Here is a 23,992-nt window from a genome sequence, read left to right on the forward strand (position 1 = left end):
GTGTCCCTTCGCTTCGCTACGGGCCACGAAGTCAAAAGTTTGCGGCTCCGCCGCTCTCCGCGCTGCGCGTCGATCACCGGGGTGGGGCTGGGTCGGGGGCGCTGACGCGCCTGGGGGTGGGGGGTGGGGTGGGGTGGGTCGCTTATCGTGGCGGGGTGATTGTGCCTTCGCAGCGGGGTGGGTTGCTTGCCACCGGGGTTCGTTGGGGTGATGGGCGGCCCTATTTGGTGTTGAGCGATTCGGGGGACGTGGAGTCGCTTCAGTCGCTTGCGCCGGGGGGTAGTGCCGGGTGGCGGTTGGTGGGGCCGCGGGTGTGTGTCGGGATTCGGCGCAAGGGTGGGCGGCGGGTTTCGTGTCCTGCGGGGGCGGAGTTGCCGGCGACGGCCGCGCGGTCGCAGTGTGAGGCGTGTGCGCTGGCGGATCCCGGGCGGCGGCTCGCGCGGGATCAGGCGATGGATGATCCTCGGCCGTTCTCGCTCTACCTCGCGTGGTTCGGGCCCGGGCTGGTCAAGGTCGGGCTGACCGCCACCGAGCGTCGCGCGGCCCGGCTCGCCGATCAGGGGGCGCCGATGTTCACCTGGCTCGCGCACGGGCCGCTGGTGCCCATCCGCGGTACCGAGCGGGCGTGTTCGGCCACCGGCACGGTCCGGGAGCGCATACCGCACAAGGCGAAGGCGGCGGCCTGGTGGCGTACCCGCGAGCCCGGCCTGCCGACCGAACTCGCCGACGCACACGCGCGGTTGACCCCGCTGCTGCCGGACACGCTGACCCCGGCGCCGTGCGACATCCAGGACCTGACCCGGTTCTACGGTCTCGCCGAGGCGCCGCCGCCGACCCGGGATCAGGTCGCCGGGCTCGCCCACGACGCGCTGCTGCACGGCGAGTTGACCTGCGTCGCGGGCCACGACGCGCTGATCACCACGGACAGCGGTCCGCTGTTCGTGGATCTACGGCTGCTCACCGGCTGGCAGTTGACCCCGGCTCGGGGTCGCACCCAGGGCGTCACCGTCAAGCCCCTGGAGACGGGCCGGGCGCCGGATGGGTCGGTACAGGAGGGGTTGTTCTAGCGGCGCACCCCGAGGGGCGCGGTACCGCTCAGATCCGGGACACCGACGGGCAGGTGCCGGGCGCGCTCGTGTTGTCGATGGGCTTGCTGCGGTCGTACGGATCGATCGTTGCCGGGGCCTTGGTCGGGGCATCCGCAGGAATTCCGTCCTCCGGGAACTCCGGGCGGATGAAGGCGTCTTCGCGGGTGCACGAACTGTTCGCGATGTCGTTCTCGATCTTCGCCACGGAGATCCGGCCCCGTGGGGTGGAGCGGTAGCGAGGGGCCCGGTAGACCTTGGTCTCCAGCACCCGGCGAACCACGGAACGGGTGACGCTCGCGCCGGATCCGCTGCCGGTCTTGGCCACCGGGTAGACGAACGAGAAGTCGGCGTGCACGGTGAGCATGCCCTCCCCGTCGACGTCGTAGCCGGCGATCCCGTTGACCTTGACCACCGAGCCGACCGGCTCGACGTCCTTGGGGTCGAACCTGGTCACCCACGCCTTCGGGTTGTCACCCGAATCCCACCGGGTCGCGGTGATCGCGTTGTCGATCCGCGCGACCAGTTCGTCGGAGGGATCCAACAGGGCGAGAAAGCCGGCCGGGCGGGCGCCCGCGAGCACGTCGCGGTCCAGGTTGCCCGCGATCAGCAGCCGGCGGGTCAGGTCCAGGGCCTCGGCGACCTCGGCGGCGGAGTACCCGGGCACCGCCTTGGCCTGGGGCATCGACAGGCCCGCCTCGTTGTCCGCGTAGTTGAGCGCCGGGGAGCCGGCGAACGGGTTCTTTCGGGTGGGCCGGTTCGGGTCCACGTCCTGCCGTTGCGCCGCCACCGAGGGTACGGAGGTGGCGAGCCCGGTCATCGGCGGTTGCACCAGCGGGTCGTCCGCGGTGGCCGTGTTGGACGCGCTGAACCAGCCGAACACCCGGTCCGGAGCGGCGGCGAAGGCCACCAGGGCGAGCACCGAGACGGTCAGCAGGACCGTCCTGAGCCCAGGCCGTCGACCGCGCGTCCTGGGCGGGTCGGACCGCCAAGGGCGCTCCGGCGGCGGCTCGTTCGCCCACTGGCGAGCCAACATCCTTGCTCGTGCGGATCCTTCCGTGCGGGTCGCGCCCTTGACGAAATCCTCGTCGAACACGTAAGAGGCGAACGGATCGTTCGCCTCGGCCCCGTCCGACGAACCACCCGACTGTCCATCGGTCCGGTCGCGGCCATCGCCTGCGTCCCGGTCCCCCCTGTTCTCCGACACGCGATCAAGATATCGACGCCCACCGACAGAGTTGGCCGATCGTGGTGCTTGTCACGTTTGGCGAGGGAAATGGTCGATTACACGATACGGATGCTTTCCGCCTCGGGCATCCTCGCGCCGAGCGGGGCGGATGTGCGTTCTTGACTTGGAGTTCACTCCAACTCTTAGGGTTCCGGTCATGAACAGCGCACCCGACACCGTCACTTCGGACAACCGCTACGAGCGTGGCCTCGCCGTACTGCGACAGGTCTCCGGCACCGATCGGCCCGCCGTGCTCGAAAGCCTCGCCGACATCGCCCCGGACCTGGCCCGATACACCGTCGAGTTCGGCTACGGGGACATCTACTCGCGCCCCGGACTCACGCTGCGGGAACGCCAGTTGGCCAACGTCGCGGCCCTGGCCGCGATCGGTCACGCGGCGCCGCAGCTCCGCTTCCACCTGGCCGGCGCGCTCAACGTCGGCTGCACTCGGCGCGAGATCGTGGAGACCCTGATCCAGGTCTGCGTCTACGCCGGCTTCCCGGCCGCACTCAACGGGCTGACCGCGGCTCGGGAGGTCTTCGAGACCCGTCCGGCGGCGACCGAGGCCACGCCGAGCCGGGCCTGCGTGCCCGGCGAGACCACCACCGACCGCTACCGCCGGGGCCTGGCCGCGCTCACCGAGATCGACGGCCACGTCGGCGAACAGGTCATCGCCTCGCTCCGCGACATCGCCCCGGATCTGGGCCGCTACCTGCTGGAGTTCGCGTTCGGCGACGTGTACTCGCGCACCGGCCTGGACCTGCGGACCCGCGAACTCGTCACCGTCGCGATGTGCACCGCCCTCGGTACGGTCGCGCCGCAGCTCGCGGTGCACATTCACGGCCTGCTCAACGTCGGCGGCACCGAGGACGAGGTGGTCGAGACGATCACCCAGATGGTCGGCTACGCGGGTTTCCCCGCCGCGTTGAACGGGATCACCGTGGCCCGCACGGTGTTCGCCGAACGGGCCGCGGCCGGCTCGGCGGGCTGAGAGCTAGGAGCCGTCCGGCCCGTCGGCCTGCGGCAGCATGTAGACGTCGCGGCCCTCCACGTCCACGAACGCGTCGCTCGCCCGGAAACCGACCCGGCGGGCCAGGGTCAGGGACGGCACGTTGGCCGCGTCGATCACCGCGACGATCGGCATCGTCGGGAGCGTGCGGCGGGCCAGTTCGAGGGTGACGTCGACCGCCTCGCGGGCCAGGCCCCGGCCCCAGGCGATCGGGGCGAAGCGATAGTAGAGGTTGAACACCGGTATGCCGTCCGGCCGCAGCCGCCGGGTCAACTGGGTCCCGGCGAAGCCGAACACCCCGGCCGGATCCGCACGCGGCGCGACCGCGCAGTAGCCGATCCCGTCCCGCTCCCAGTCCTCGATCATCGAGTCCAGGAACGCCACCCCCTCCTCGGCCGACCGCATCGGCCCGTGCGGGTTGTAGCGATTGGTCTCCGGGTCCCCGTGCACGGCGAACACCGCCGCCGCGTCCTCGGGGTGGGGCCGGGTCAGAACCAGCCGGGCGGTCTCGACGACCGTGATGCGAGATGACACGCGGATGCCGTTCGGATCGATTCGGTTCGGATCGGGTTGAAATTTGGGCTGATTGGCTTCGGGTTTGGTTCGGGTGTCCAGGTTACTGAAGCTTCGGTACGACCGTCCGGGGCCGCGGTTCGTCCGCACGGGCCGGCTCGCGGCCGAGTTCGGCCCGCCCGGCGGCCCGCCGGTAGCCGCAGACCCGTTCGGCCGGTCGGTCAGTCGTGGTCCGCGAGCAGGTGCCGGGAGCCGTCGATGCCCACACCCTCGCGGCGCAGCGCGCGGGTGCGGTGTTCGCGCGGGCTGATCCCCCGGACCCGCTTGAAGGCCGTGCTGAGCGCGAACGCGTCGCCGTAGCCCACCTTCTCCGCGATCCCGCCGACCGTGGCGGTCGGTTCGCACAGCAGATCCGCGGCCAACGCGAGGCGCCAGCCGGTGAGGAAGGTCATCGGTGGTTCGCCGATCAGCTCGGCGAACCGGCGGGCCAGCGACGCCCGGGAGAGCCCCGCCTCGGCGGCCAGCGACGCGACCGTCCACGGCTGCTCGGGGTTGTTGTAGATCAGGCTCAGCACGTGCCCGATCACCGGATCGCGGTAACCGCGGTACCAGCCCGGCGCGTCCGTCCCCGACCGGGCGAACCAGGTGCGCAACATCGCGATCAGCAGCAGGTCCAACAGCCGGTCCAGGACCGCGTCCTGGCCGGGGCCGTCCTTGACGATCTCCTCGGCCAGCAACGGGATCAGCGGGGAATCCCCCTCGCTGTGGCGGATCACCGCGAGCGTGGGCAGCGCCTCCAGCAGCGAGCGGCTGACCTCGCCGGCCATCTGGTACGTCCCGGTCAACATGATCGTCTCGGCGTCCGCGCTGTTGCCCCAACTCCGCACGCCCAGGGCCATCTCCTTGGCCAGGTCGCGGCCGTCCGGGGTCGAACAGCGCTGGCCGGGATGGATGACGATCTGCGGCTGCGAGCCGGGCTCGTCGGAGATCCGGTAGTGGTCGGGGCCGCGCACGATCGCCACGTCGCCGGCGGTCAGTCGTACCGCCTCACCCCGGTCCAGCGCGATCCAGGCATGGCCGCGCACCATCGACACGATGGTCAGTGGCGCCTCGTCGTGGATCCGCATGGACCACGGCGGGCTCAACATCGAGCGGAGCAGGAAGGCGCCTTGCGCCCGGGGCCCGTTGAGCAGACTCGCGAGAGCGTCCATGTGTAAATCCTAGACGATCGAACATGTAATTGGGTGTTTCAGCGATGTTCAGTCTCATCGCCAGGGCCTTGAATAGAGCCATGACGACGAACGAACAACGCCTCGCGAACACCACCGACACCACCACGCTGGTCCTCGGCGGGACCGGGAAGACCGGCCGCCGGATCGCCGAGAAGCTCACCGCGCTGGGCCGCCCGGTGCGGCTCGGCTCCCGGTCGGCGGCCGTTCCGTTCGACTGGGCGGACCGCACCACCTGGGCCCCGGCGCTGCGCGGCATCGACAGCGTGTACGTCTCCTTCCAGCCCGACATCGCCGCGCCCGGTGGCGCGGACACGGTCGGCGCGTTCGCCGACCTCGCGGTCGAGAGCGGTGTCCGGCACCTGGTGCTGCTGTCCGGTCGCGGCGAGCCCGAGGCACAGGACGCCGAGGCCCGGGTGCGGGCGTCCGGCGCCGAGTGGACCATCGTGCGGGCCTCGTTCTTCGCGCAGAACTTCGACGAGGGCGATTTCCTCGGCCCGATCCTGAGCGGCGAGGTCGCACTTCCGGTCGGCGCGGTGGGCGAACCCTTCATCGACGTGGACGACATCGCCGACGTCGCGGTCGCCGCGCTCACCCAGGACGGGCACACCGGCCAGGTCTACGAGGTGACCGGGCCGCGGTTGCTCACCTTCGCCGACGCGGTCGCCGAGATAGCCGGGGCAACCGGCCGGGAAATCACGTTCGTGCAGGTCCCGTTGGAGGCATACTCGGCGGTCCTGGCCGAGCACCAGGTGCCGGCGGAGGTCATCGACCTGTTGTCCTTCCTCTTCGGCGAGGTTCTCGACGGACGCAACGCACACGTCTCCGACGGTGTGCGGCGCGCGCTCGGCCGGGCACCCCGCGACTTCTCCGACTACGTACGCGACGCCGCCGCCCGCGGTGTCTGGAAGGTGTGACCATGAGCGGCCCCCTGTTCATCTCGACGCTTGTCGCAGCCCTGGGCTGCGCGACCATGGGCGGAGTCTTCTTCGGCTTCTCCTCCTTCGTCATGGCGGGCCTCGGCCGGCTGCCGGCGGCTCAGGGGGCCGCGGCCATGCGTTCGATCAACGTCACGGCCGTGACCGCGCCCTTCATGGCCGGCCTGTTCGGCACCGCGCTGCTCTGTGTGGGGCTGGGCATCGCGGCGGTCGTCTCGTGGGGCGAGGCGTACGCGGTGTACCTGCTCGTCGGCGCCGCTCTCTACCTGATCGGCGCGATCGTGCTCACCGCCGGCTACCACGTGCCCCGCAACAACGCGCTCGCCGAGGTCGAGCCGAACTCCGCCGCCGAGGAACGCCTGTGGGCCGGCTACCTCGCCGACTGGACCAGAGCGAACCACGTGCGCGCCCTCTCCGGCATCGCGGCCGCCGCCTGCCTCGTCGTGGCCCTGACCCGCTGACGACGCGACACCACCCACACCACTCGAAAACGGGGATCCGGGCATGACCGAGCAGTCCACCACCGCACCCGAAACCGCACGTCCGACCCGCACCGCCGCCGTACTGCTCGGCGCCACCCTGCTCACCACGGGCCTGGTCGCCGGTGTCTACTTCTGCTTCGCCGTCGCGATCATGCCGGGCCTGGGGCACGTCGACGACCGCACCTTCATCGACGTCCTCCAGCAGGTCAACAAGCGCATCGAGAACCCGGTCTTCTTCGCGTGCTTCTTCGGCGCCCCGATCCTCGGCGTGATCTCGATCGTGCAGACCCGCAAACTCGGCCACACCGAAGCGAACCGCTGGATCATCGCCGGCGTGGCCCTCGCCTTCGTCGGCATGCTGATCACCATCGGCGGCAACATCCCGCTCAACAACAAGCTCCGGGACGCCGGCGACCCGGCGAAGATCGCCGACCCCGCCAAGCTCCGCGACGACGTCGAAAACGCCTGGATCGCCTGGAACACGGCCCGCACCCTCGCCGCCACCGCCGCCCTCGCCACCCTCACCCGAGCCACCCGCCTCCTCCCCCGCACCTCCCACCCCTCCTGACCGACCGCCGGGACAACCCCGGGAAACGCCGAAGTCCCGCCCTCCGACGAGCAGTTGCTCGGGGAGGGCGGGACTTCGACCGGTCCGGCTCCGGACCCTCAGCCCTTGACGCAGACCACCTGACGCAGTTCGGCGACGACCTCGACCAGGTCCTTCTGCTGGCGCATGACCTGCTCGATCTTCTTGTAGGCGCCCGGGATCTCGTCCACGACACCCGAGTCCTTGCGGCACTCCACGCCCTCGGTCTGCTTGGCGAGGTCCTCGACCGTGAACCGCTTCTTGGCGGCGTTCCGGCTCATCTTGCGACCGGCACCGTGCGAGGCGGAGTTGAACGCGTCCGCGTTGCCCAGACCCCGGACGATGTACGACCTCGTGCCCATCGAGCCCGGGATGATGCCGAGGTCGCCCCTGCCCGCCCGAATCGCGCCCTTGCGGGTCACCAGCAGATCCACGCCGTCGTAGGTCTCCTCCGAGACGTAGTTGTGGTGGCAACTGATCGGCTCCTCGAAGCCCACCCGGGCCTTGCGGAACTCGCGCCGGATCACTTCCTGGAACAGGGCCATCATGATCGCCCGGTTCTTCGCCGCGTACTCCTGTGCCCAGTACAGGTCGGAGCGGTACGCGTCCATCTGCGGGGTGCCGCTCACGAACACCGCGAGGTCGCGGTCGACGATGCCCTGGTTGTGCGGCAGCGACCGGGCCACCGACATGTGGTGGTCCGCCAGTTCCTTGCCGATGTTGCGGGAGCCCGAGTGCAGCATGAGCCATACCGAATCGGACGTATCCACACAAAGCTCAACAAAGTGGTTGCCGCCGCCGAGCGAGCCCATCTGCTTGGTCGCCCGATCCCGGCGGAACTTCACCGCATCCGCGACATCGTCGAACCGCGACCAGAACTCGGCCCACCCGGTCGACCCGAGCCCGTACAGCGTGCTCGGGTCGACCGCCTCGCCGTGCATGCCCATCCCGACCGGAATGGCCTGCTCGATCTTGGACCGCACCCGGGACAGGTCGTCGGGCAGGTCGGCCGCGGTGAGCGTGGTCTTGACCGCGCTCATCCCACAGCCGATGTCCACGCCCACCGCCGCCGGGCAGACGGCGTCGCGCATGGCGATTACCGAGCCGACCGTGGCGCCGCGGCCGAAGTGCACGTCGGGCATCACGGCGAGGCCGTGCAGCCAGGGCAGGGTGGTGATGTTGCGGAGCTGCTGCATGGCCTGGCTCTCGACCGCGGCGGGGTCGGTCCACATGCGAATGGGTACCCGGGCGCCCGGGACCTCGGTGTACGACATGACTGGGTCACTCTCCTGAGTGGGTACGACGAAACATGAGCACATCGGCTCGAAGACTTGGTGGGCCGTCCCGGCGCACTCCGGGTGGTGAAGCCGGGTGCGGCACGGGGCGGCCGGTGGCGGGGGCCGCAGGGTTTGGCGACTGCGGGCCCCGCGGAGCGGAAGCGAAGCAGGGGTTACACGCGGCGGGCCGAGGCACCCTGGACGGGGCGTCGGCTGTTGTCACGGAACCGCACCGGCTCGCTCCTCTCCCTACGAGGACAGGACACACGGAAGGACCTGTCGTGGCTGGAGACCCATCAAGCCACGGCAACCGCCCACCCCGCAAAGGGTTTTCCCGATCGGCGCAGGGGCGCGACCGGCGGGCGCCCCCGCGCGCACCTCGCGCGCCGCTGTGACAGCCAACCGGGTCGGGCGTACATTCCCGAGGCATGTTCGTCGTCGGGGTAGCCGCGTGGATCACCGCCGTAGCCTGTGTCGTGTTCGGCCGCGATCGGCATCGGCCCGGGGTGCGACCCGTGGTCCGCGACTTCGACGGCGACGGCCCCCGGGAGCGCACCGAGTTCCCGCGCGGCACCCGGGCCGGCCGGCTCGCCGGTGCCGCCGCCGCCCTGGTCGGCGTGGTGGCGTTCGTGCTGAACGCCCGGTGAGCCGGCGACGACCCCGGGGTCAGGTGAAGACGACCGTGCGGGTCCCGTTGAGCAGCACACGACGCTCGGAGTGCCACTTGACCGCTCGCGAGAGCGCCTGGCACTCGACGTCGCGACCGACCGCGACCAGGCCCGCCGGGGTGACCGCGTGGTCCACCCGCTCGACCTCCTGCTCGATGATCGGGCCCTCGTCCAGGTCGCCCGTGACGTAGTGCGCGGTCGCGCCGATCAGCTTGACCCCGCGCGCGTGCGCCTGGTGGTAGGGCTTGGCGCCCTTGAAGCTCGGCAGGAACGAGTGGTGGATGTTGATCGCACGGCCTTCGAGCTGCTTGCACAGGTCGTTCGACAGGACCTGCATGTACCGGGCCAGCACCACCAGTTCCACGTCGTACTCGCGCACCAGGGCGAGCAGTCGCGCCTCGGCCTCGGCCTTGGTGTCCCGGGTCACCGGGATGTGGTGGAAGGGCACGCCGTACGAGCGGGACAACTCCTCGAAGTCGCGGTGGTTGGACACCACACCCACGATCTCGATCGGCAGCGCGCCGATGCTGCTGCGGAAGAGCAGGTCGTTGAGGCAGTGGCCGAACTTGCTGACCATCACGAACACGCGCATCCGCGCGTCCCCGTCGTGGATCTGCCAGTCCATGTGGAAGGACGCGCCGACCGCGGTGAAGCCGGCCCGCAGCGCGTCCAGCTCGACGCCCTGCTCGGCGGTGAAGTGCACCCGCATGAAGAACAGGTCGGTGTCGCGGTCGCCGAACTGCTGGCTGTCCACGATGTTGCAGCCGGTCATCATCAGGAAGCTGGCGACCGCGTGCACGATGCCGCGCTTGTCCGGGCAGGACAGCGTCAGTACGTACTGGCCGCCGGTCGACCCGGCACCGGTTTCGTCGACAGGCCGGCTCTGCTCGGTCATGGACGCGCCCTTCTTCTCCATCTGCGGCATTGGTACGGCTCTCGGTTCTCCGCCACCCGGCCTTGCGACGCCCGTCCGCGCGGTGGATCCGCCGCCGTCGAGCGGGCCGAGCCGCCGGTCGTACAGGATCCCACGTCCCGCGCGGGCTCAGCGCCCGCCGGTGCGGATGCGCAGCACGTCGAGCGAATCGGGTGGCAGGTCCGGGTCCTCCTCGTCCGTCCCGGCGAGTGCGACGTGCGCGGCCCGTGACGCGGCGACCACCTGCGGCCAGCGCGGGTGGGTGAGGTAGGCGGGCGCGGGTGCGTCCTCGCCGATGTCGTGCAGGACGGCGAGGATCTCCAGCACCGCGGCGTCCACCAGCGCGGCCTCGTCCGCGTCCACGACCAGGCAGCCGACGTAGGTGCTCGCGGACCAGCGGTCCAGCCACGAGTCGCCGACGAGGCGATAGACGGCATCGGTGATCGAGCCGTACTCCGGGCGGCCGGCCAGCCAGGACTCGCGCTGGAACGTCGGGTCGCCGAACATGTGCAGCGCGGAACGGACCTGGGCCCGCCAACGCCACCACGGAACGGTGCTCTGGCGCATACGTGTCATCGTGGCGCCTCCTCCCCTGTCTCCGCTTCGGTTTCGCCGATCCGATCCTGTTCCGTTCCCGATCGGTTTCGGGCGGGATGCTTTCGATCACCGCGAATTCCCACCGATCATGCCGCAGACCGGACCGATCCCGGCAACCGGGCGGTCCACCCGGCGCACCTGCTCGGCAGCGGGTCGCTCAGTCCACGACCTTGATCGTGACCAGTCCGCGTTCGACGTCGTACACCCGCAGCGCGGCCACCTCGAAGCCCGGGTGGTCGCGGATCCAGTTCTGCGCCCCGCGCACGATCCGGGCCGCGGTGTTGAACGCCTGCGCGGCCTCCGTCGTGTAGTCCCCCGGCAGGTGCGAGGACAGGTCGGTGTCGATCGCGATCTCGTACTTGCCCTTGTGGTCCAGGGTGAGCCGCACCTGCTGCAGCCGGGTCCCCTCCGGGGCGGTGTGCAGCGCGGCCAGCATCGCCGCGCCGTAGTCGTCCGCGGCCGCCTTGCGGTCGTCCCGCTCGGCGCCGAGCCGGAAGTCGATCGCGTCGCGGTCCGAGTCGAGGATCTCCACCCCGCCGACCCACAGCGCCGGGTGGTCCTCGGCCCACTGCGCGGTCTCGGTGAGCAGCTTGCCCGCCCGGTCCCGAACGATCTCCTCGGCCTGCACGTTCGAGCCGTCGCCGCGCACCAGGTCGGTTTCGAGCGTGACCTTGTAGACCTTGTACGAGCTGGCCACTCGGACCCTGGTCACGTGGCCCCCGTGCGGGGTGGTCCGCAGGTGGGTCAGCAGCTCGCTCCCGTAGGCACCCGATTCGGCGGTGTCACCGGCGGCGGCGGGCGGGACCACCGGCGGCACGCTGCCGCTCGGGCGGTCCGCCGTGATCGGCTTGGAGCCCGTCGAGGACAATCGCGCCGCACTCGGCCCGGCGCTGGTCACCGTGTCGGCGATCCGGCCGGTGTCCGAGGATCCGGAACACGCGGCGACACCGGCGATGGTCGTGGCGAACAGCACGACCACCGACAGTCGTGTGCGCTTCCGTATGCGTATCAAGGTTCGTGTTCACCCCCTGTCACCCAGCCATGGTGCGGGTTGGCCCTCGGCTCCTACCAGGCGGGGGGTGGCGGGCGCTGGAAATATACCGCTTTGCGCGCCCGGCCTCGGCCATCGACTCAGGGGTCCACGGCCAGTCGGTAGCCGCGTTTGGTGACCGTGCGGACCAGGCCGGCGTACGGGCCCAGCGCCGTGCGCAGTCGGGCCACCGCCGCCTCCACGGCGTGTTCGTCGGTGTGCGTGTCGGCCCACACCCGACGCAGCAGTTCGGCCCGGCTGAGCACCCAGCCCGGCTTCTCGGCGAGCGCGCGCAACACCGCGCCCGGCACCGGCGGCAGCCAGATGGTCCGACCGTCCACCAGCAGCGCGTTGCCCTGGAGCATCAGGCGCCGGCCGCCGGTGTGCAGTTCGCGGCGGGCCCGGGCGGGCAGTGCCTCGGCGATCGTGCGCACCAGCGACCCGAGCCGGCCACGCTCGGGCCACACCGACTCGACGCCCTGCTCGGCCAGCGGCCGGGCGCACACCGGCCCGATGCACACCGGCAGTACGTCGGCGCGCAGCGCGGTCAACACCTCGCCCGCCCGGCCGTGTTCCTCGGCGGTCTCCAGGAACGCGCCGATCGCGGGCGCGCTGGTGAAGGTCAGCGCGTGCAGTTCGCGGCGCACGGTCTGCTCGACCAGTCGGCGGACCGCGCCCGGGTCTTCCGGTGGACCCCAGCGGTAGACCGGGATCTCCAGCACGTCGGCGCCGCGCCCGCGCAGCGCGTCGGCGAAGCCCTCCGACGGCGCGCCGTGTTCCTGGATCGCGATCCGCCGCCCGCGCAGGTCGCGCGCGAGCAGCCAGGCCAGCACCTCGTCGCCGGTGTCGGAACCGGGCGCGTACACCTCCCGCAGGCCGGCCGCGCGCACCGCGGTGGCGGCCTTGGGGCCGCGGCAGACCAGTACGGCGGCCCGGCACGCGGCGGTCAGCCGGGCGGCGCGCCCCCAGCCCTCGGCGGCGGCGAACCAGGCGCGCCAGCCCACCCCGGTGGTGGCCACCACGTAGTCGAGTCGGCGTTCCAGGGCACGGTCGGTGGCCCGGCGCAGGATCGGGTCGTCGGCCGGCGACACGATCCGCACGGTCGGCGCGTCGACCACCTTGGCGCCCAGATCCCGGAGCAGCGCGACGAGTTCCTCGCGGCGGCGGGCCGCGGTGACGCCGATGGTGAACCCGATCAGCGGTTCGGCCCCCGTGCCTGTCTCCATGGGGTGAGACTCGCCGACGTGTGTTACGGCGCTGTTGCCGGACGGTCACGCGGGAGTTAGCTCCCGGGTCGGGTCGGCGCATCGGTGGCCCGGGGACGGTCCGGCGGTGGTCGCACGCGGGTCAGAAGTCGCCGGCGCTGCGCTTCTTGAGGTTGTTGGCGGAGGCGATCGGGTTCCAGAGTCCGACCACCTTGTTCTTGGCGGTGGTGGCCCGGCCGCCCGCCCGGTCGGCGGCGCGCTTGTGGTCGGTGTATTCGGCGCGGTGGTCCCGGCAGCCGCCGTGCGCCATCTCGTCGCCCCAGGCCGCGAGTTCGCGGTCCGACTCGGCGGAGGCGCTCCACGCGTCGCGCAGTCCGGCGACCAGTTCGGCGCCGCCGCCGAGCTTGTCGGTGGACAGTTTGGCCAGGCCGGCGATCTGCTGGTCGCGTTGTTTCGCGGCCTCGGTCAGCGCTTGCGCGCCGGCCGCGGGGTCCTCGCACTTTTGGATCTGCTGTACGGCGCGGGACACCGTCTGTCGGGAGCCGGCGCCGTCCTGGAGCAGTCGGTCGACGGCGGTCGCCTGGGCGGCGGAGCCGTCGTCGCTCTTGGCGGGCGGTGCGCTGGTCTTGGGCGGGGCGGCGGCGCCGGAGTCCTGCGGCGTGGCGGACGCGGTGGTGGCGGCGCCCTTGTCGGCGCTGTCGCTCTTGTCGTCGTCGCCGAACGCGCCGCTGGCGAACACGCCGATCGCGGCGACCACCACGAGCGCGCCGACCCCGGCGGCTATCAGCGGGGTCCGGGGGCGGCCGGCCGGGCCGGGGTCGGCGTGGTCGCCGGGGCCCGGGCCGTGCGGCGGGCCGGCCGGGGGCGCGTAGTGCGGGGAGTAGGGCTGCGGCGCGGCATACCCGGCGGGCGGCGCCGAGTGGCCGGGCGGCGCGGGCTGCGTCGAGTAGGCGGCGGGCATCGGCTGTCCCGGCGCGCCCGTCGACCCCGGTCCGGCCGGCGACGCGCCGACATCGTCCCGGAACAGACCGGCCGGGAACACCTGGGTGGCGTCGGCCGGCCCGGCGGCGGGGGTGGGGCTCGGTCGGAACAGGTCCGGCCCGACCGGCGGGGCGCCCATCGGCGCGGCGGCACCCGGCGGCGCGTGCGCGGGGCGCGGCGGCATCTGTCCCGGCCCGGCGGGCGGCGCGAACGCGGGCAACGGGCCGAGCCGGGTCGCGCCGGACGGATCGACCGGTCCGGTCGGCGGGTACGGCGTGCGCGGGTCGTGGGGCGGCTGCGGTGCGCCGTAGGGCTGTTGCTGCGCCGGATATTGCTGCTGCCCGGAATGTTGTCGGGGTGTTCCGTAGTCCTGCGGGGGTCCCTGGTCCGCGTAGTCCTCGAACCTCGGCAGCACCTCGGTCTCGTCGCGCGGGAGTTCGAGCGGGCCGAAGGGCGAGGGCCCCGGCTGCTCGCCATTGGGGCCCCGTCCGCCCGATCCAGCCGATCCCATGCCATCCACCCGTTCGTCGCCCGTGGCCGTCGCTCCCGGCGGTCGCACGACCGTCCGGATCGTCCGGCGGCCGGTAATCCGTCCGCCCGACGGTAACTCAGACGTTCGAGCGACGAACAGCGGCGCTCCTCGCATCGGCGCCGCCGGGCCGTCGGCCCGGGGTCGCGGCACGGGCCGCGCCACAGGTCGGCGGCCCGAGCGGGGCCCGGGCCCGCTCCGGCGGATCTTGTCGGACCTACGCCGCCGGAGTGGGTCCGGGCCCCGGTGGACAGCGCCTAGACCGGCACCGCGTGCACGGCTTCGGCGAATTCGCGGACCAGGTGCTCGTCCCGGTACGGCTCCAGCCGGCGCTGGAAGTCCTTGAGGTACTCCATGCCGCGCGCCGAGTGCAGCCGGCCCACCAGGTCCAGCGCCTCGGAGCCGACCGCGCACGCCTCGTCGAGCCGGTTCTGCTGCAGGTGTGCGGTGGCGAGCAGGAGGGTGTCGACCGCACGCCGGCGCACCCGTGTGTCCGCGTGTCCGTCCAGGGCCGCGCGGGCCGCCGCCTCGGCCTGTCGGGGCCGGTCCAGGTCGCGGTAGCAGTGCGCGAACTCGTCGGCGAGATACGCCTGGGAGAAATGCCCTATCCAGGACGGATCCTCGTCCGGGACCGCGACGTCCATCGCGGACTGGGCCCGGGACAGCGACGCCTCGCACGCGCGCCCGTCGCCGAGCAGCGCGTGCCCGCGTGCCTCGGCGGCGTGGAACATCGCCTGGGTGGTCGGCGTGGCCTCGTGCTTGGCGCCCTCCTGTGCGGCGCGGGCGAGTTGGGTGATCTCGCGCGGGTTGCCCAGGCTGCCCGCGAGGTGGCTCATTCCGGCGGCCAGCACGTAGCCGCCGTAGGCCCGGTCGCCCGCCGCCTGGGTCAGCCGCAGGGCCTGGATGTAGTAGCGCTGGGCGAGACCCGGCTGGCCGGTGTCCACGGCCATGTACCCGGCCAGCTCGGTGAGTCGGGCCACCGCGGCGAACAGCGCGCGGCCCGTCTCGTCGGAATAGGTCCCGTTGAGCAGTTGGCTGACCACGCTGCCCAGGTAGTGCACCACGACCGGGCGGATGTGCCCGGCGCCGAACCGGTGGTCCAGCGCGGACAACATCTCCGTGGTCGCGCAGACCGCCTCGATGTCGGAGACGCCCACCCGCGGCCCGCCGATCCGGGCCACCTGCGCGTCCGGTTCGGTGATCAGCCAGTCCCGGCTGGGGGCCACCAGCGCGGCGACGGCGACCGAGGAGTTGAGCAGGAAGTCCCGTCGGTTGACGTCGCTGCGCCACAACTCGGTGACCACCTCGACGGTGGCCGCCGGGGTCGCGGCGAACTGGAGACCGACGTTGGTCGCCAGTGAGCGACCGTCCGCCATGCCGATCTCCTCGACGGTGACCGGCCGGCCGAGCTTGCGGCCTATCGCCTCGGCGATCAGGTTCGGCACCGCGCCGCGCGGCTGTTGACCGCGCAGCCATCGGGCCACCGAGGTCTTGTCGTAGCGCAGATCCATGCCGTGCTCGGCCCCGCACATGTTGACCCGGCGGGCGAGCCCGGCATTGGAGCAGCCGGCCTCCTGGATCAGTGCCGTCAGCCTCTCGTTGGGCTGCCTCGTCGCCTGCGTTCGCGCGGCCATCGGCGTTCCCTCCCCGACCGTTGGTGCGGGCTGTCGACATGCGGGATCGGCGCGACGGGGATCGTGTGCTCCCGTCGGGTCCGCGTCCGGATGCCTGCTGAGTCCGTGATGTGTGTCCAGCGGACGTCGTCCACGTGCCGAGGCCCGAGTCGGCCGGAATTGCCGATGTTGCCCGGCAGTCATACGAAATGTGATCCGCGTACGGAGCGTAGTGACCCGTATAGCGCAGCGGATAGGGCACCCTTGATTGCGCCCCCGGCTCTGCACCCATGCGCCCCCCTTGCGCCGGATGGCGACCGATGATCCCATCACCCCTGATCACCCGGTTTCGCCTGCCCGGGGCGCGGGCGGGGGCGCGCCGCCCGGCGCGGTCGGGGACGCGCCGCGCGGGTGGCCGCGAGCGGGGGGCCGGCCGGCCGTAACCATCGCGGGGCGGTGCAGTTGTGCAGCACGTGGAAGACACCCTGGGGGCCCGGCAACTCGCCCGCGACACGCTTGTAGAGACCGCAGTCCGCTACGCCGAGGATCGGCACTGGGATGTGGTTCCCGGTGCCTCGGTGGTCGAGAACAGCGTGGGACGTCGTTGTAGCTGCGCCCATCGCGGGTGCGCCACCCCCGGCGCACACCCGATCCTGCGCGACTGGGCGATCCAGGCGGCCGGCTCGCCGGCGTTGATCCGGCGCTGGTGGGGCGAGCATCCGGACGCGGCGATCCTGCTGCCCACCGGCCGCGGCTTCGACGTGATCGACGTCCCGGAGCAGGCCGGTTGCCTCGCGCTGGCCCGGCTGGAGCGGATGGGCCTGCCCCTGGGGCCGGTGATCGCGACGCCGACCCGACGCCTGCAGTTCCTCGTATTGCCCGGTGCCCGGGACAAGATGGGCGAGATGTTGCGCCGGATCGGCTGGGCCGCCGGCACGATCGACCTGATCCCCAAGGGCGAGGGCGACTGGGTGGTGGCGCCGCCGTCCCGGATGAGCGGCTCCGGCAGCGCCTCGTGGGCCCGCGAACCCACCGAACTCAACCGCTGGCTCCCCGAGGCCCGCGAACTGGTCAGCCCGATCGCCTACGCCTGCGGCCGGTCCATGGCCGAGGCCAGGTGACGAGCACCGTCGTGACGACCGGGCCGCCCCGTCGGGCCGCCCCGCCGTCGTGATCCCGCAGCCGTTCCACCGGCACGGGTAGCGGGTGGGGCCGAAAGAACCCGGACACGACGAAAGGGCCCTCGAAACCGAACCATCTCGGTACCGAGGGCCCAAAGCCCGCGCGCCCCGCGCAACTAGCGCGCGGCCACGAACACGTGCGACGCGACCTCCGGCGACAACTCCGCGGCTTCGCCGCCGCTGCCCGCCATCACGCCACCCGCGGATTCGTGCACACTCACGACCGCCCCGGGACGAATCCCGGCCCGGCGCAACGTGTACATGAGCTGGGCGTCGGTCTGCAACGGCTCGCCGAGCCGCCGCACCACGACGTTCTTGCCGTCCGGCCCCGCCGACTCGAGCAGCGTGACCAGTCCGCCTTCCTTGAAGGAGTCGGCGTGCAGTTCCTGGTCCAGCTCCTCCAGGCCCGGGATCGGGTTGCCGTACGGCGATTCCTTGGGGTAGCGCAGCAGTTCGAGCAGGCGGCGTTCCACCTGCTCACTGATCACGTGCTCCCAACGGCACGCCTCGGCGTGCACCTGCTCCCAGGGCAATCCGATGACGTCCACGAGCAGGCACTCGGCGAGCCGGTGCTTGCGCATGACCCGCGTCGCGATTCCCCGCCCCTCGGGCGTCAGTTCCAGATGACGGTCGCCCTCGACCGTCAACAACCCGTCCCGCTCCATTCGTGCCACGGTCTGGCTCACGGTCGGCCCGCTCTGCTCGAGCCGTTCCGCGATCCGCGCCCGCAGCGGGACCACGCCCTCCTCCTCCAGCTCGAAAATCGTCCGGAGGTACATCTCCGTGGTGTCGATGAGTCCACTCACGACCAGCGGCTCCGTTCTTGGGTGGTCCTGCCGTCCAATTCTGACGCACCCGGACCGCCGATGCGGACGTCCGGCCGCTCGGGTCCGCTCGGCTGGCCCCGCCCGCGCCGTCCGACACGTGCCGCCGCGTCATCCGTACGTGTGCCCTGCCCGTGTGGGCCCGCGTTGTCGAGTGCTTACGGTCATAACGTTCCGGTATGCCAATGCCATCCCGAAAGGTCTCGGGTACATCGGGATCCCTCGATCGTGTACACGTGTTGTGGTTCCGGCGGGATCTGCGACTGAGCGATCACCCGGCGCTGCACGCCGCGGCCGGCACCGGTTTTCCCGGTACCGGCACCGGCGAGCCCGCCCGGGTGTTGCCGGTCTTCGTGTTCGACCCGGTGTTGTGGGACGCCTCCGGGCCCGCGCGCCGGGCCCACCTGGTCGACTCGCTGCGCGCCCTGGACGCGGATCTGCGCGAACTCGGCGGGCGGCTGGTGCTCCGCATGGGCGACCCGGTTCGCGAAGTGCCCGCGCTGGTGCGCGAGGTCGGCGCCGAGGAGGTGCACGTCTCGGCCGACTTCGGGCCCTACGGGCGCACCCGCGACGCGGCCGTGGCGGCGGCGCTGGACGTGCCGTTCCGGGCGACCGGCTCGCCGTACGCGGTGGCTCCGGGGCGGGTGCGCAAGGCCGACGGGACGCCGTACCGGGTGTTCACCCCGTTTCTGCGCGCCTGGCTCGAGCACGGCCGGCCCGACCCGCTGCCGCGCCCGACCGACCTGGCCTGGGCGGACGCCGACTCGGTCGAGCCGCCCGCCGCGCCGGCGCCCGCGGGGGTGGCGCTGCCCGAGGCGGGCGAGCGGGTCGCCCGCGCGAGGTGGGACGCCTTCCGCGCGCACGGCCTGGCTCGTTATCGCGAGCTGCGCGACCGGGCCGACCTGGCCGGCACCTCGCGGTTGTCGGTGCACCTGAAATTCGGCGAGATCCATCCACGCACACTGCTGACCGGCCGCGTCGACGAGACCTTCCGCGCCGAACTGGCCTGGCGCGAGTTCTACGGCGACGTGTTGTGGCATCACCCGGAGACCGCCCGGGAGTATCTGAACCGCGACATGGCGGACATGCGATACGACACCGGACCGGACGCCGACGCGCACTTCGACGCATGGCGCGCGGGGCGGACCGGCTTCCCGTTCGTGGACGCCGGGATGCGGCAGTTGCTCGCCGAGGGCTGGATGCACAACCGGGTCCGAATGGTCGTCGCGTCCTTCCTGGTCAAGGACCTGCACCAGGAGTGGACGCGCGGCGCGGCGCACTTCATGCGGCACCTGGTGGACGGCGACCCGGCCGCCAACAGTCACGGCTGGCAGTGGACCGCGGGCTGCGGCACCGACGCGTCGCCGTGGTTTCGGATCTTCAATCCGATCACCCAGGGACGCAGGTTCGACCCCGACGGGGACTACGTCCGGCGCTACGTGCCCGAGCTGCGCGCCATCGCGGGCCGGGCGGTGCACGAGCCGTGGAAGATCGGCGTTCCGGGCTACCCCGACCCGATCGTCGAGCACGCCGAGGAAAGACGCGTCGCACTCGACCGCTACGAGGCGATCCGGCGGTAAGGTGCCGGATCCGCGTACGCACGGCGGATCCGTATACGAAGCTCCGCACGCACCGAAGAAACGGGAGGACCGGGCAATGGTCGAGCTGGGTGCGCGCTACCTCGACGCGGCGATCGCACTGCTGGAACGGCTGCGCGACGAAGAACTGCCCACCGTGGACCGGGCCGCGGACCGGGTCGCCCAGGCGCTGGCGGACGGCGGCCGGTTGTTCGTGTTCGGCGGCGGCCACTCCGCGCTCGCCGCCCAGGACGTGATCTACCGTGCGGGCGGCCTGATCCTGGCCAACCCGCTGATCGCCCCCGGCAACGAACTCTCGGTGCGCCCGATCACGGTCAGCACCGCGGTGGAGAAGCTCGCCGAGTTGGCCGGCCCGGTGCTGGACGGCGCGGGGGTGCGCAAAGGCGACGTGCTCGTGGTGATCTCGCTGTCCGGCCGCAACGGGCTGCCCGTGGAGATGGCCCGTCGGGCCCGCGAGCGCGGCGCGCTGGTGATCGGTGTCACCTCGATCGTGGCCAGCGAGGCCGAATCCCCCCGGCACCCCTCGGGTACGCGAGTCCTGGACAATTGCGACGTCGTGCTGGACACCGCCATCCCGCCGGGCGACGCCGCGCTGGAGGCGACCGGCGTGCCGCAGCGGATCGGCCCGACCTCGGGCGTGGTGTGTTCGGCGGTATTGCAGACACTCATGGTCGGTGTGATCGGCCACCTGGTCTCCCGGGGGATCGAACCCCCGGTGTTCATGTCCGCGAACGTCGAGGGCGGAGCCGCGTGGAACGAGCGGTTGCTGGCCGAACACGCGGACCGGATCTTCTATCTGAGGTGAACCCGGCAGTGCATCCCAACGCACGGTCCCACTCTTCGGACCGGCAGGCCGCGCAGGCGTCCGAACAGGCAGCCGACCCGGCGTCGGCCGAGGCGGTCGGCGTGCCCGACCCGCGCTCGGCCGCGATCGTGGTCCCTGGGCGGTTCAACGGGCCGCCGGGCATCGGCAACGGCGGCTACCTGGCCGGCCTGCTGGCCGGCCGCGCCGGCGGCGGGCCGGCCTCCGGGGTGACCGTGACGCTGCGCCGCGCGGTGCCGCTGGACCGGGCGCTGGCGCTCACCCGCGACGCCGGGACGGGTGTGCTGACGCTGCATCAGGACGACGGGCCGATCGCCGAGGCGGTGCCGGTCGACGCCGAGTTGCCGCTGCCCGCGCCGATCGACCCGGTGACCCCGGCCGAGGCGAGCGAGGCGAGCCGGTCCTTCGCCGGGTTCGCGGCGTGGAACCCCTACACGGAGTGCTTCGTGTGCGGCACCGGGCGGGCCGAGGGCGACGGCCTGCGGTTGTTCCCGGGCCTGCTCGCGGACCGGCCGGACACCAACGCGTGCGTATGGACCCCGCACGCCTCGCTGGTCGCGCCCGGCACCGAGCAGATCGCCCCCGAGTTCGTCTGGGCCGCGCTGGACTGCCCCGGCGGCTGGACCGGGATGGACCGGGACACCGCCGTGTTGCTCGGCCGGATGACCGCGTACGTGTACGCGCTGCCCTATCCGAACGAGCCCTGCGTCGTGCTCGGCCGCCGACTGGGCCGGGACGGCCGCAAGCTGTACACCGCGACGACGCTCTACGACGCCGAGGGCCGGGTGGCCGCGCACGCCGAGCAGGTGTGGATCGCGCCGCGCACCTGACCCCTGCCCACCGGTCGGCCGGACGGGTCGAGCCCCGTTCGGCCGGCGGGCCGTCCGCCGACCCCGTCGACTACGGCTGCGGGTCGCGGGCGTCGTAGCGCCAGAAGCCGCGCCACCGCAACGACAACACGATCGCCAGGAGCACGCAGGCCAGTCCGCCGCTGACCACGGAGATCCGCTCGGTGCTCAGCGCGGCCACCGACCCGGCCTCGAAGTCGCCGAGCCGGGGCCCGCCGGCGACCACCACGATGAACACGCCGGCCAGCCGCCCCCGCATCTCGTCCGGGGTCGCCACCTGCATGATGGTGTTGCGAAAAACCATGCTGATGGTGTCCGCGCAGCCCGCGAGGGCCAGCAGGATCAGGCCGAGCCACAGCGGGCCGCCCAGCCCGAACACCGCGACGCAGGTCCCCCACGCGATCACCGCGAGCACCACCGCCCGCCCCTGCCGCTGCACCCGGCCCAGCCAGCCGGAGAACAGCCCGCCCGCGAGCGAGCCCACCGCGGGCGCCGCGACCAGCAGGCCGACCGTGGTGGCCCCGCCGCCGTACAGCGTCGCCGCCATCGCCGGGAACAGCGCGCGGGGCATGCCGAACACCATCGCGACGATGTCGGTCAGGAAGGTCATCCGGATGTTGGGCCTGCTCCGCAGGAAGCGCAGCCCCTCCAGCACGGAGGCCCGTCTGGGCCCGCCCGCCGCCCGGGCGGGCGGCATCGACGGCAGCCGCCACATCGCGTACAGCGCCGCGGTGAAGGCGATCGCGTCGATCAGGTACGCGGCCTGGAAGCTCCACAGGCCGATCACCAGGCCGCCGAGCATCGGCCCGACCGTCATCGCCAGCGCCATGGCTATCGAGTTCAGCGCGTTGGCGGCGGGCAGCCGGTCGACGGGCAACAGCTTGGGGAGCATCGAGGTGCGCGCGGGGTTGTTCACCGCGAAGAACGCGGACTGCACCGCCACCGCCGCGTACAACAGCCCCACCTGGCCGAGATCGAGGAACGCCTGTACGGCCAGCACGATCGACACCGCGGCGAGCCCGACCGCGGTCACCAGGCCGACCACGCGGCGATCCACGCTGTCCGCGATCGCGCCGCCGAGCAGCCCGAACACGATCAGCGGCACCACCGAGCACAGCCCCACCAGCCCGACCGCGAAGTTGGAGTCGGTCAGTGCGTACACCTGGATCGCCACCGCGACCGAGGTCATCTGCTGCCCCAGCGAGGAGACCGAGTGGCCGAACCACAGACGACGAAAGTCGGGGAACTCGCGCAGGGGGGTCAGGTCCGCGAGGACGGCCTTGGCGAGGCGCTTCGAGGCAAGGGGCACCCGCGCTATCCAATCCCAATGTGCCCTGCATCTATTCCTGATTTCGATGTGGGATCAGGCACCCCGTAAATGCGTTGCACCCGCCTGCGGGGCAGATCTAACCTCACTGGCACACGGGAGAGGAGGTGGTCTGAAGTTGCATAGCATTCGGACGCGTGAGGTGGCTGCCCGCTAGCCGCCACTCCGGTTTTCCGGCTCGGCAGGCCCCGTCGTGAGTGCACCGCGACGGACGCAGGCAGGCGGCCGGCAACACCAGGCAGACACCCGACCCGCAGGTCGCCGGGATCGTCCCCCGGCCTTCGTTCCACCTCACCGAGGTGGACGGAGAAGCGACCTGCGGGTCGCTGTTTTTTGGGCGCCTTCGGCGCCGGCTCGCGAGGCAGCACTTTTTGCTCCCCCGCTGACGCTCCTCCGCAAAAAGTGGCCCCTCGCTCGTGACTTCGTGTCCCTGCGCTTCGCTCCGGGCCACGAAGTCAACGTTTTGCGGCTCCGCCGCTCTCCGCGCTGCGCGCGTCGATCACCAGGGTGAGCCCGAGTCGGGGGCGCTGACGCACCTGGGGGTGCGGCTGTCTGTGGGGGCTTGTGCTTACGGGCTCAGGCGTTCGACCTGCCATGGGGTGCCCTCGGGGCCCCGGCGTAGGTAGCGCAGGCGGTCGTGCATTCGGTTTTCGCGGCCCTGCCAGAACTCCACCTCGTCCGGGCGGACCCGGAAACCGCCCCAGAACTCCGGCGGCGGGATGTCGTCGATGCCCGCGAAGCCGGCCTCGGCCTCGGCGTAGCGCTTCTCCAACTGTTCGCGCCCGGACACCACCCGGGACTGCTCGCTGGCCCAGGCCCCGATCCGCGAGCCGCGCGGCCGGGAGCGGAAGTACTCGGCGGTGACCTCGCGCGACACCCGTTCGGCGGAGCCGCTCACGATCACCTGGCGGGCGAGCGCGTGCCACGGGAAGAGCAGGCTCACCGCCGGGTTCGCGGCCAGTTCGCCGCCCTTGCGCGAGCCGTAGTTCGTATAGAAGACGAAGCCGTGCTCGTCGAACTCCTTGAGCAGCACCGTGCGCGTGCTCGGCCGGCCGTCCGGCGTCGCGGTCGCGACCACCATCGCGTTCGGCTCGGGCAACTCGGCCGCGGCCACCTCGGCCAGCCACGCGGTGAACAACGGGAAGGGGGTCGGCGGCAACGCGCCGACGTCGATGCCTTCGCCTCGGTACTGCCGGCGCATGGCGGCAAGCTCGGTGAACTCCACGGACAACGAGTACCACTCGGCGCCCGTCGCCGGCACGGTCACCCCCGAGCGGGTGACAATCGGGGCGACCGAACCCGGCGGTTTGTGCCGGACCTCACTCGGTCCGGCGTGTTCCGGCGTAGGTCGTCTCGATATCGAGAGATATCCTGACCGACGGACTTCGATCGGCCCATACCTTCAGGCGAGGCACCATCCCGGCCTTGCCCGGACCGAGCGGAACACCTCCCCGAGACACCGGTGGACCCGGCGTGCGGAGCATGATCGGCACCCGGCGCCCCGGCCT

The 23,992-nt window shown here is 71.9% G+C and carries 23 protein-coding genes; 10 read left to right on the forward strand and 13 right to left on the reverse strand.

Features of this window, described 5'->3' with window-relative positions; translation table 11 throughout:
* The first annotated feature begins 452 nt into the window (after positions 1-452).
* The gene (locus tag ACFXMF_RS19775; protein WP_360324188.1) at positions 453-1,067 is read left to right on the forward strand and encodes a DUF2797 domain-containing protein; all 615 of its coding nucleotides are present in this window, start codon (positions 453-455) and stop codon (positions 1,065-1,067) included.
* Positions 1,068-1,095: 28 nt separating this feature from the next.
* On the opposite strand, the gene ACFXMF_RS19780 is transcribed toward ACFXMF_RS19775, so the two are convergent.
* Positions 1,096-2,121, reverse strand: coding sequence for a hypothetical protein (locus ACFXMF_RS19780; RefSeq protein WP_360324186.1), 1,026 nt, complete (start codon positions 2,119-2,121; stop codon positions 1,096-1,098).
* Positions 2,122-2,470: 349 nt separating this feature from the next.
* Here ACFXMF_RS19780 and ACFXMF_RS19785 point away from each other — a divergent pair, with 349 nt between their 5' ends.
* A complete protein-coding gene (locus ACFXMF_RS19785) occupies positions 2,471-3,304 on the forward strand; it encodes a carboxymuconolactone decarboxylase family protein (RefSeq protein WP_360324184.1) in 834 nt (277 codons plus the stop codon).
* 3 nt (positions 3,305-3,307) lie between these two features.
* Here the strand turns inward: ACFXMF_RS19785 and ACFXMF_RS19790 are convergent, their stop codons facing one another.
* Both ACFXMF_RS19790 and ACFXMF_RS19795 read right to left on the reverse strand, forming a co-directional pair.
* Positions 3,308-3,856 (reverse strand): GNAT family N-acetyltransferase, encoded by a 549-nt coding sequence (locus ACFXMF_RS19790; RefSeq protein WP_360324182.1) that lies wholly within the window; start codon positions 3,854-3,856, stop codon positions 3,308-3,310.
* A gap of 200 nt (positions 3,857-4,056) precedes the next feature.
* A complete protein-coding gene (locus ACFXMF_RS19795; RefSeq protein WP_360324180.1) occupies positions 4,057-5,046 on the reverse strand; it encodes an AraC family transcriptional regulator in 990 nt (329 codons plus the stop codon).
* An 80-nt stretch (positions 5,047-5,126) separates the two neighbouring features.
* Between ACFXMF_RS19795 and ACFXMF_RS19800 the strand changes: the two genes are divergently transcribed.
* Genes ACFXMF_RS19800 through ACFXMF_RS19810 form a run of 3 tightly spaced genes read left to right on the forward strand, consistent with a single transcriptional unit; the run spans position 5,127 to position 7,052 of the window.
* Positions 5,127-5,981 (forward strand): NAD(P)H-binding protein, encoded by an 855-nt coding sequence (locus ACFXMF_RS19800; protein ID WP_379990482.1) that lies wholly within the window; start codon positions 5,127-5,129, stop codon positions 5,979-5,981.
* 2 nt (positions 5,982-5,983) lie between these two features.
* Entirely contained in the window at positions 5,984-6,463 is a 480-nt protein-coding gene (locus ACFXMF_RS19805) for a DUF1772 domain-containing protein (protein ID WP_379990483.1), read from the forward strand.
* Between the two features lie 43 nt (positions 6,464-6,506).
* Positions 6,507-7,052 (forward strand): anthrone oxygenase family protein, encoded by a 546-nt coding sequence (locus ACFXMF_RS19810; protein WP_360324174.1) that lies wholly within the window; start codon positions 6,507-6,509, stop codon positions 7,050-7,052.
* A gap of 98 nt (positions 7,053-7,150) precedes the next feature.
* On the opposite strand, the gene ACFXMF_RS19815 is transcribed toward ACFXMF_RS19810, so the two are convergent.
* Positions 7,151-8,344 (reverse strand): RtcB family protein, encoded by a 1,194-nt coding sequence (locus ACFXMF_RS19815; protein ID WP_379990484.1) that lies wholly within the window; start codon positions 8,342-8,344, stop codon positions 7,151-7,153.
* A gap of 431 nt (positions 8,345-8,775) precedes the next feature.
* On the opposite strand from ACFXMF_RS19815, the gene ACFXMF_RS19820 reads away from it, so the two are divergent.
* Positions 8,776-8,994, forward strand: a complete 219-nt coding sequence (locus ACFXMF_RS19820) for a hypothetical protein (protein WP_360324170.1) — start codon at positions 8,776-8,778, stop codon at positions 8,992-8,994.
* Between the two features lie 19 nt (positions 8,995-9,013).
* Here the strand turns inward: ACFXMF_RS19820 and purU are convergent, their stop codons facing one another.
* The 6 genes from purU to ACFXMF_RS19850 form a co-directional block, all read right to left on the reverse strand.
* Positions 9,014-9,910, reverse strand: a complete 897-nt coding sequence (purU, locus tag ACFXMF_RS19825) for a formyltetrahydrofolate deformylase (protein WP_360324169.1) — start codon at positions 9,908-9,910, stop codon at positions 9,014-9,016.
* A 147-nt stretch (positions 9,911-10,057) separates the two neighbouring features.
* Positions 10,058-10,495, reverse strand: coding sequence for a hypothetical protein (locus ACFXMF_RS19830; RefSeq protein ID WP_360324190.1), 438 nt, complete (start codon positions 10,493-10,495; stop codon positions 10,058-10,060).
* 187 nt (positions 10,496-10,682) lie between these two features.
* The gene (locus ACFXMF_RS19835; RefSeq protein WP_379990486.1) at positions 10,683-11,537 is read right to left on the reverse strand and encodes a hypothetical protein; all 855 of its coding nucleotides are present in this window, start codon (positions 11,535-11,537) and stop codon (positions 10,683-10,685) included.
* A 119-nt stretch (positions 11,538-11,656) separates the two neighbouring features.
* Complete coding sequence (locus tag ACFXMF_RS19840) at positions 11,657-12,781, reverse strand: uroporphyrinogen-III synthase (protein ID WP_360324165.1); 1,125 nt, start codon at positions 12,779-12,781, stop codon at positions 11,657-11,659.
* 121 nt (positions 12,782-12,902) lie between these two features.
* On the reverse strand, positions 12,903-14,252 hold the full coding sequence (locus ACFXMF_RS19845; RefSeq protein WP_360324164.1) for a hypothetical protein: 1,350 nt from the start codon (positions 14,250-14,252) through the stop codon (positions 12,903-12,905).
* Between the two features lie 275 nt (positions 14,253-14,527).
* The gene (locus tag ACFXMF_RS19850) at positions 14,528-15,904 is read right to left on the reverse strand and encodes a transcriptional regulator (protein ID WP_360324163.1); all 1,377 of its coding nucleotides are present in this window, start codon (positions 15,902-15,904) and stop codon (positions 14,528-14,530) included.
* 443 nt (positions 15,905-16,347) lie between these two features.
* Here ACFXMF_RS19850 and ACFXMF_RS19855 point away from each other — a divergent pair, with 443 nt between their 5' ends.
* Entirely contained in the window at positions 16,348-17,004 is a 657-nt protein-coding gene (locus ACFXMF_RS19855) for a bifunctional DNA primase/polymerase (RefSeq protein WP_360324161.1), read from the forward strand.
* A gap of 176 nt (positions 17,005-17,180) precedes the next feature.
* Here ACFXMF_RS19855 and ACFXMF_RS19860 read toward each other — a convergent pair whose 3' ends face one another.
* Positions 17,181-17,870 (reverse strand): iron dependent repressor, metal binding and dimerization domain protein, encoded by a 690-nt coding sequence (locus ACFXMF_RS19860; RefSeq protein ID WP_360324159.1) that lies wholly within the window; start codon positions 17,868-17,870, stop codon positions 17,181-17,183.
* A 254-nt stretch (positions 17,871-18,124) separates the two neighbouring features.
* Between ACFXMF_RS19860 and ACFXMF_RS19865 the strand changes: the two genes are divergently transcribed.
* The 3 genes from ACFXMF_RS19865 (at position 18,125) to ACFXMF_RS19875 (ending at position 21,139) form a co-directional block, all read left to right on the forward strand.
* Positions 18,125-19,468 (forward strand): deoxyribodipyrimidine photo-lyase, encoded by a 1,344-nt coding sequence (locus tag ACFXMF_RS19865; protein ID WP_360324157.1) that lies wholly within the window; start codon positions 18,125-18,127, stop codon positions 19,466-19,468.
* Positions 19,469-19,544: 76 nt separating this feature from the next.
* Positions 19,545-20,291 carry an SIS domain-containing protein gene (locus ACFXMF_RS19870; protein ID WP_360324155.1) on the forward strand — a complete coding sequence of 249 codons (747 nt, stop codon included), beginning with the start codon at positions 19,545-19,547 and terminating at the stop codon, positions 20,289-20,291.
* Between the two features lie 8 nt (positions 20,292-20,299).
* Positions 20,300-21,139 carry a hypothetical protein gene (locus tag ACFXMF_RS19875; RefSeq protein WP_360324153.1) on the forward strand — a complete coding sequence of 280 codons (840 nt, stop codon included), beginning with the start codon at positions 20,300-20,302 and terminating at the stop codon, positions 21,137-21,139.
* A 70-nt stretch (positions 21,140-21,209) separates the two neighbouring features.
* Here ACFXMF_RS19875 and ACFXMF_RS19880 read toward each other — a convergent pair whose 3' ends face one another.
* Entirely contained in the window at positions 21,210-22,466 is a 1,257-nt protein-coding gene (locus ACFXMF_RS19880) for an MFS transporter (protein WP_379992847.1), read from the reverse strand.
* 586 nt (positions 22,467-23,052) lie between these two features.
* Positions 23,053-23,751, reverse strand: a complete 699-nt coding sequence (gene pdxH / locus ACFXMF_RS19885; protein WP_360316316.1) for a pyridoxamine 5'-phosphate oxidase — start codon at positions 23,749-23,751, stop codon at positions 23,053-23,055.
* Positions 23,752-23,992 lie beyond the last annotated feature (241 nt).

This window comes from Embleya sp. NPDC059213, from assembly GCF_042754445.1.
GTDB lineage: Bacteria > Actinomycetota > Actinomycetes > Streptomycetales > Streptomycetaceae > Embleya.

Coding starts and splice junctions, on each gene's coding strand:
- ACFXMF_RS19775 (WP_360324188.1), top strand. CDS start 453: ATGGATGATCCTCGGCCGTTCTCGCTCTACCTCGCGTGGTTCGGGCCC.
- ACFXMF_RS19780 (WP_360324186.1), bottom strand. CDS start 2,121: ATGTTGGCTCGCCAGTGGGCGAACGAGCCGCCGCCGGAGCGCCCTTGG.
- ACFXMF_RS19785 (WP_360324184.1), top strand. CDS start 2,471: ATGAACAGCGCACCCGACACCGTCACTTCGGACAACCGCTACGAGCGT.
- ACFXMF_RS19795 (WP_360324180.1), bottom strand. CDS start 5,046: ATGGACGCTCTCGCGAGTCTGCTCAACGGGCCCCGGGCGCAAGGCGCC.
- ACFXMF_RS19800 (WP_379990482.1), top strand. CDS start 5,127: ATGACGACGAACGAACAACGCCTCGCGAACACCACCGACACCACCACG.
- ACFXMF_RS19805 (WP_379990483.1), top strand. CDS start 5,984: ATGAGCGGCCCCCTGTTCATCTCGACGCTTGTCGCAGCCCTGGGCTGC.
- ACFXMF_RS19810 (WP_360324174.1), top strand. CDS start 6,507: ATGACCGAGCAGTCCACCACCGCACCCGAAACCGCACGTCCGACCCGC.
- ACFXMF_RS19815 (WP_379990484.1), bottom strand. CDS start 8,344: ATGTCGTACACCGAGGTCCCGGGCGCCCGGGTACCCATTCGCATGTGG.
- ACFXMF_RS19820 (WP_360324170.1), top strand. CDS start 8,776: ATGTTCGTCGTCGGGGTAGCCGCGTGGATCACCGCCGTAGCCTGTGTC.
- purU (WP_360324169.1), bottom strand. CDS start 9,910: ATGACCGAGCAGAGCCGGCCTGTCGACGAAACCGGTGCCGGGTCGACC.
- ACFXMF_RS19830 (WP_360324190.1), bottom strand. CDS start 10,495: ATGCGCCAGAGCACCGTTCCGTGGTGGCGTTGGCGGGCCCAGGTCCGT.
- ACFXMF_RS19840 (WP_360324165.1), bottom strand. CDS start 12,781: ATGGAGACAGGCACGGGGGCCGAACCGCTGATCGGGTTCACCATCGGC.
- ACFXMF_RS19845 (WP_360324164.1), bottom strand. CDS start 14,252: ATGGGATCGGCTGGATCGGGCGGACGGGGCCCCAATGGCGAGCAGCCG.
- ACFXMF_RS19850 (WP_360324163.1), bottom strand. CDS start 15,904: ATGGCCGCGCGAACGCAGGCGACGAGGCAGCCCAACGAGAGGCTGACG.
- ACFXMF_RS19870 (WP_360324155.1), top strand. CDS start 19,545: ATGGTCGAGCTGGGTGCGCGCTACCTCGACGCGGCGATCGCACTGCTG.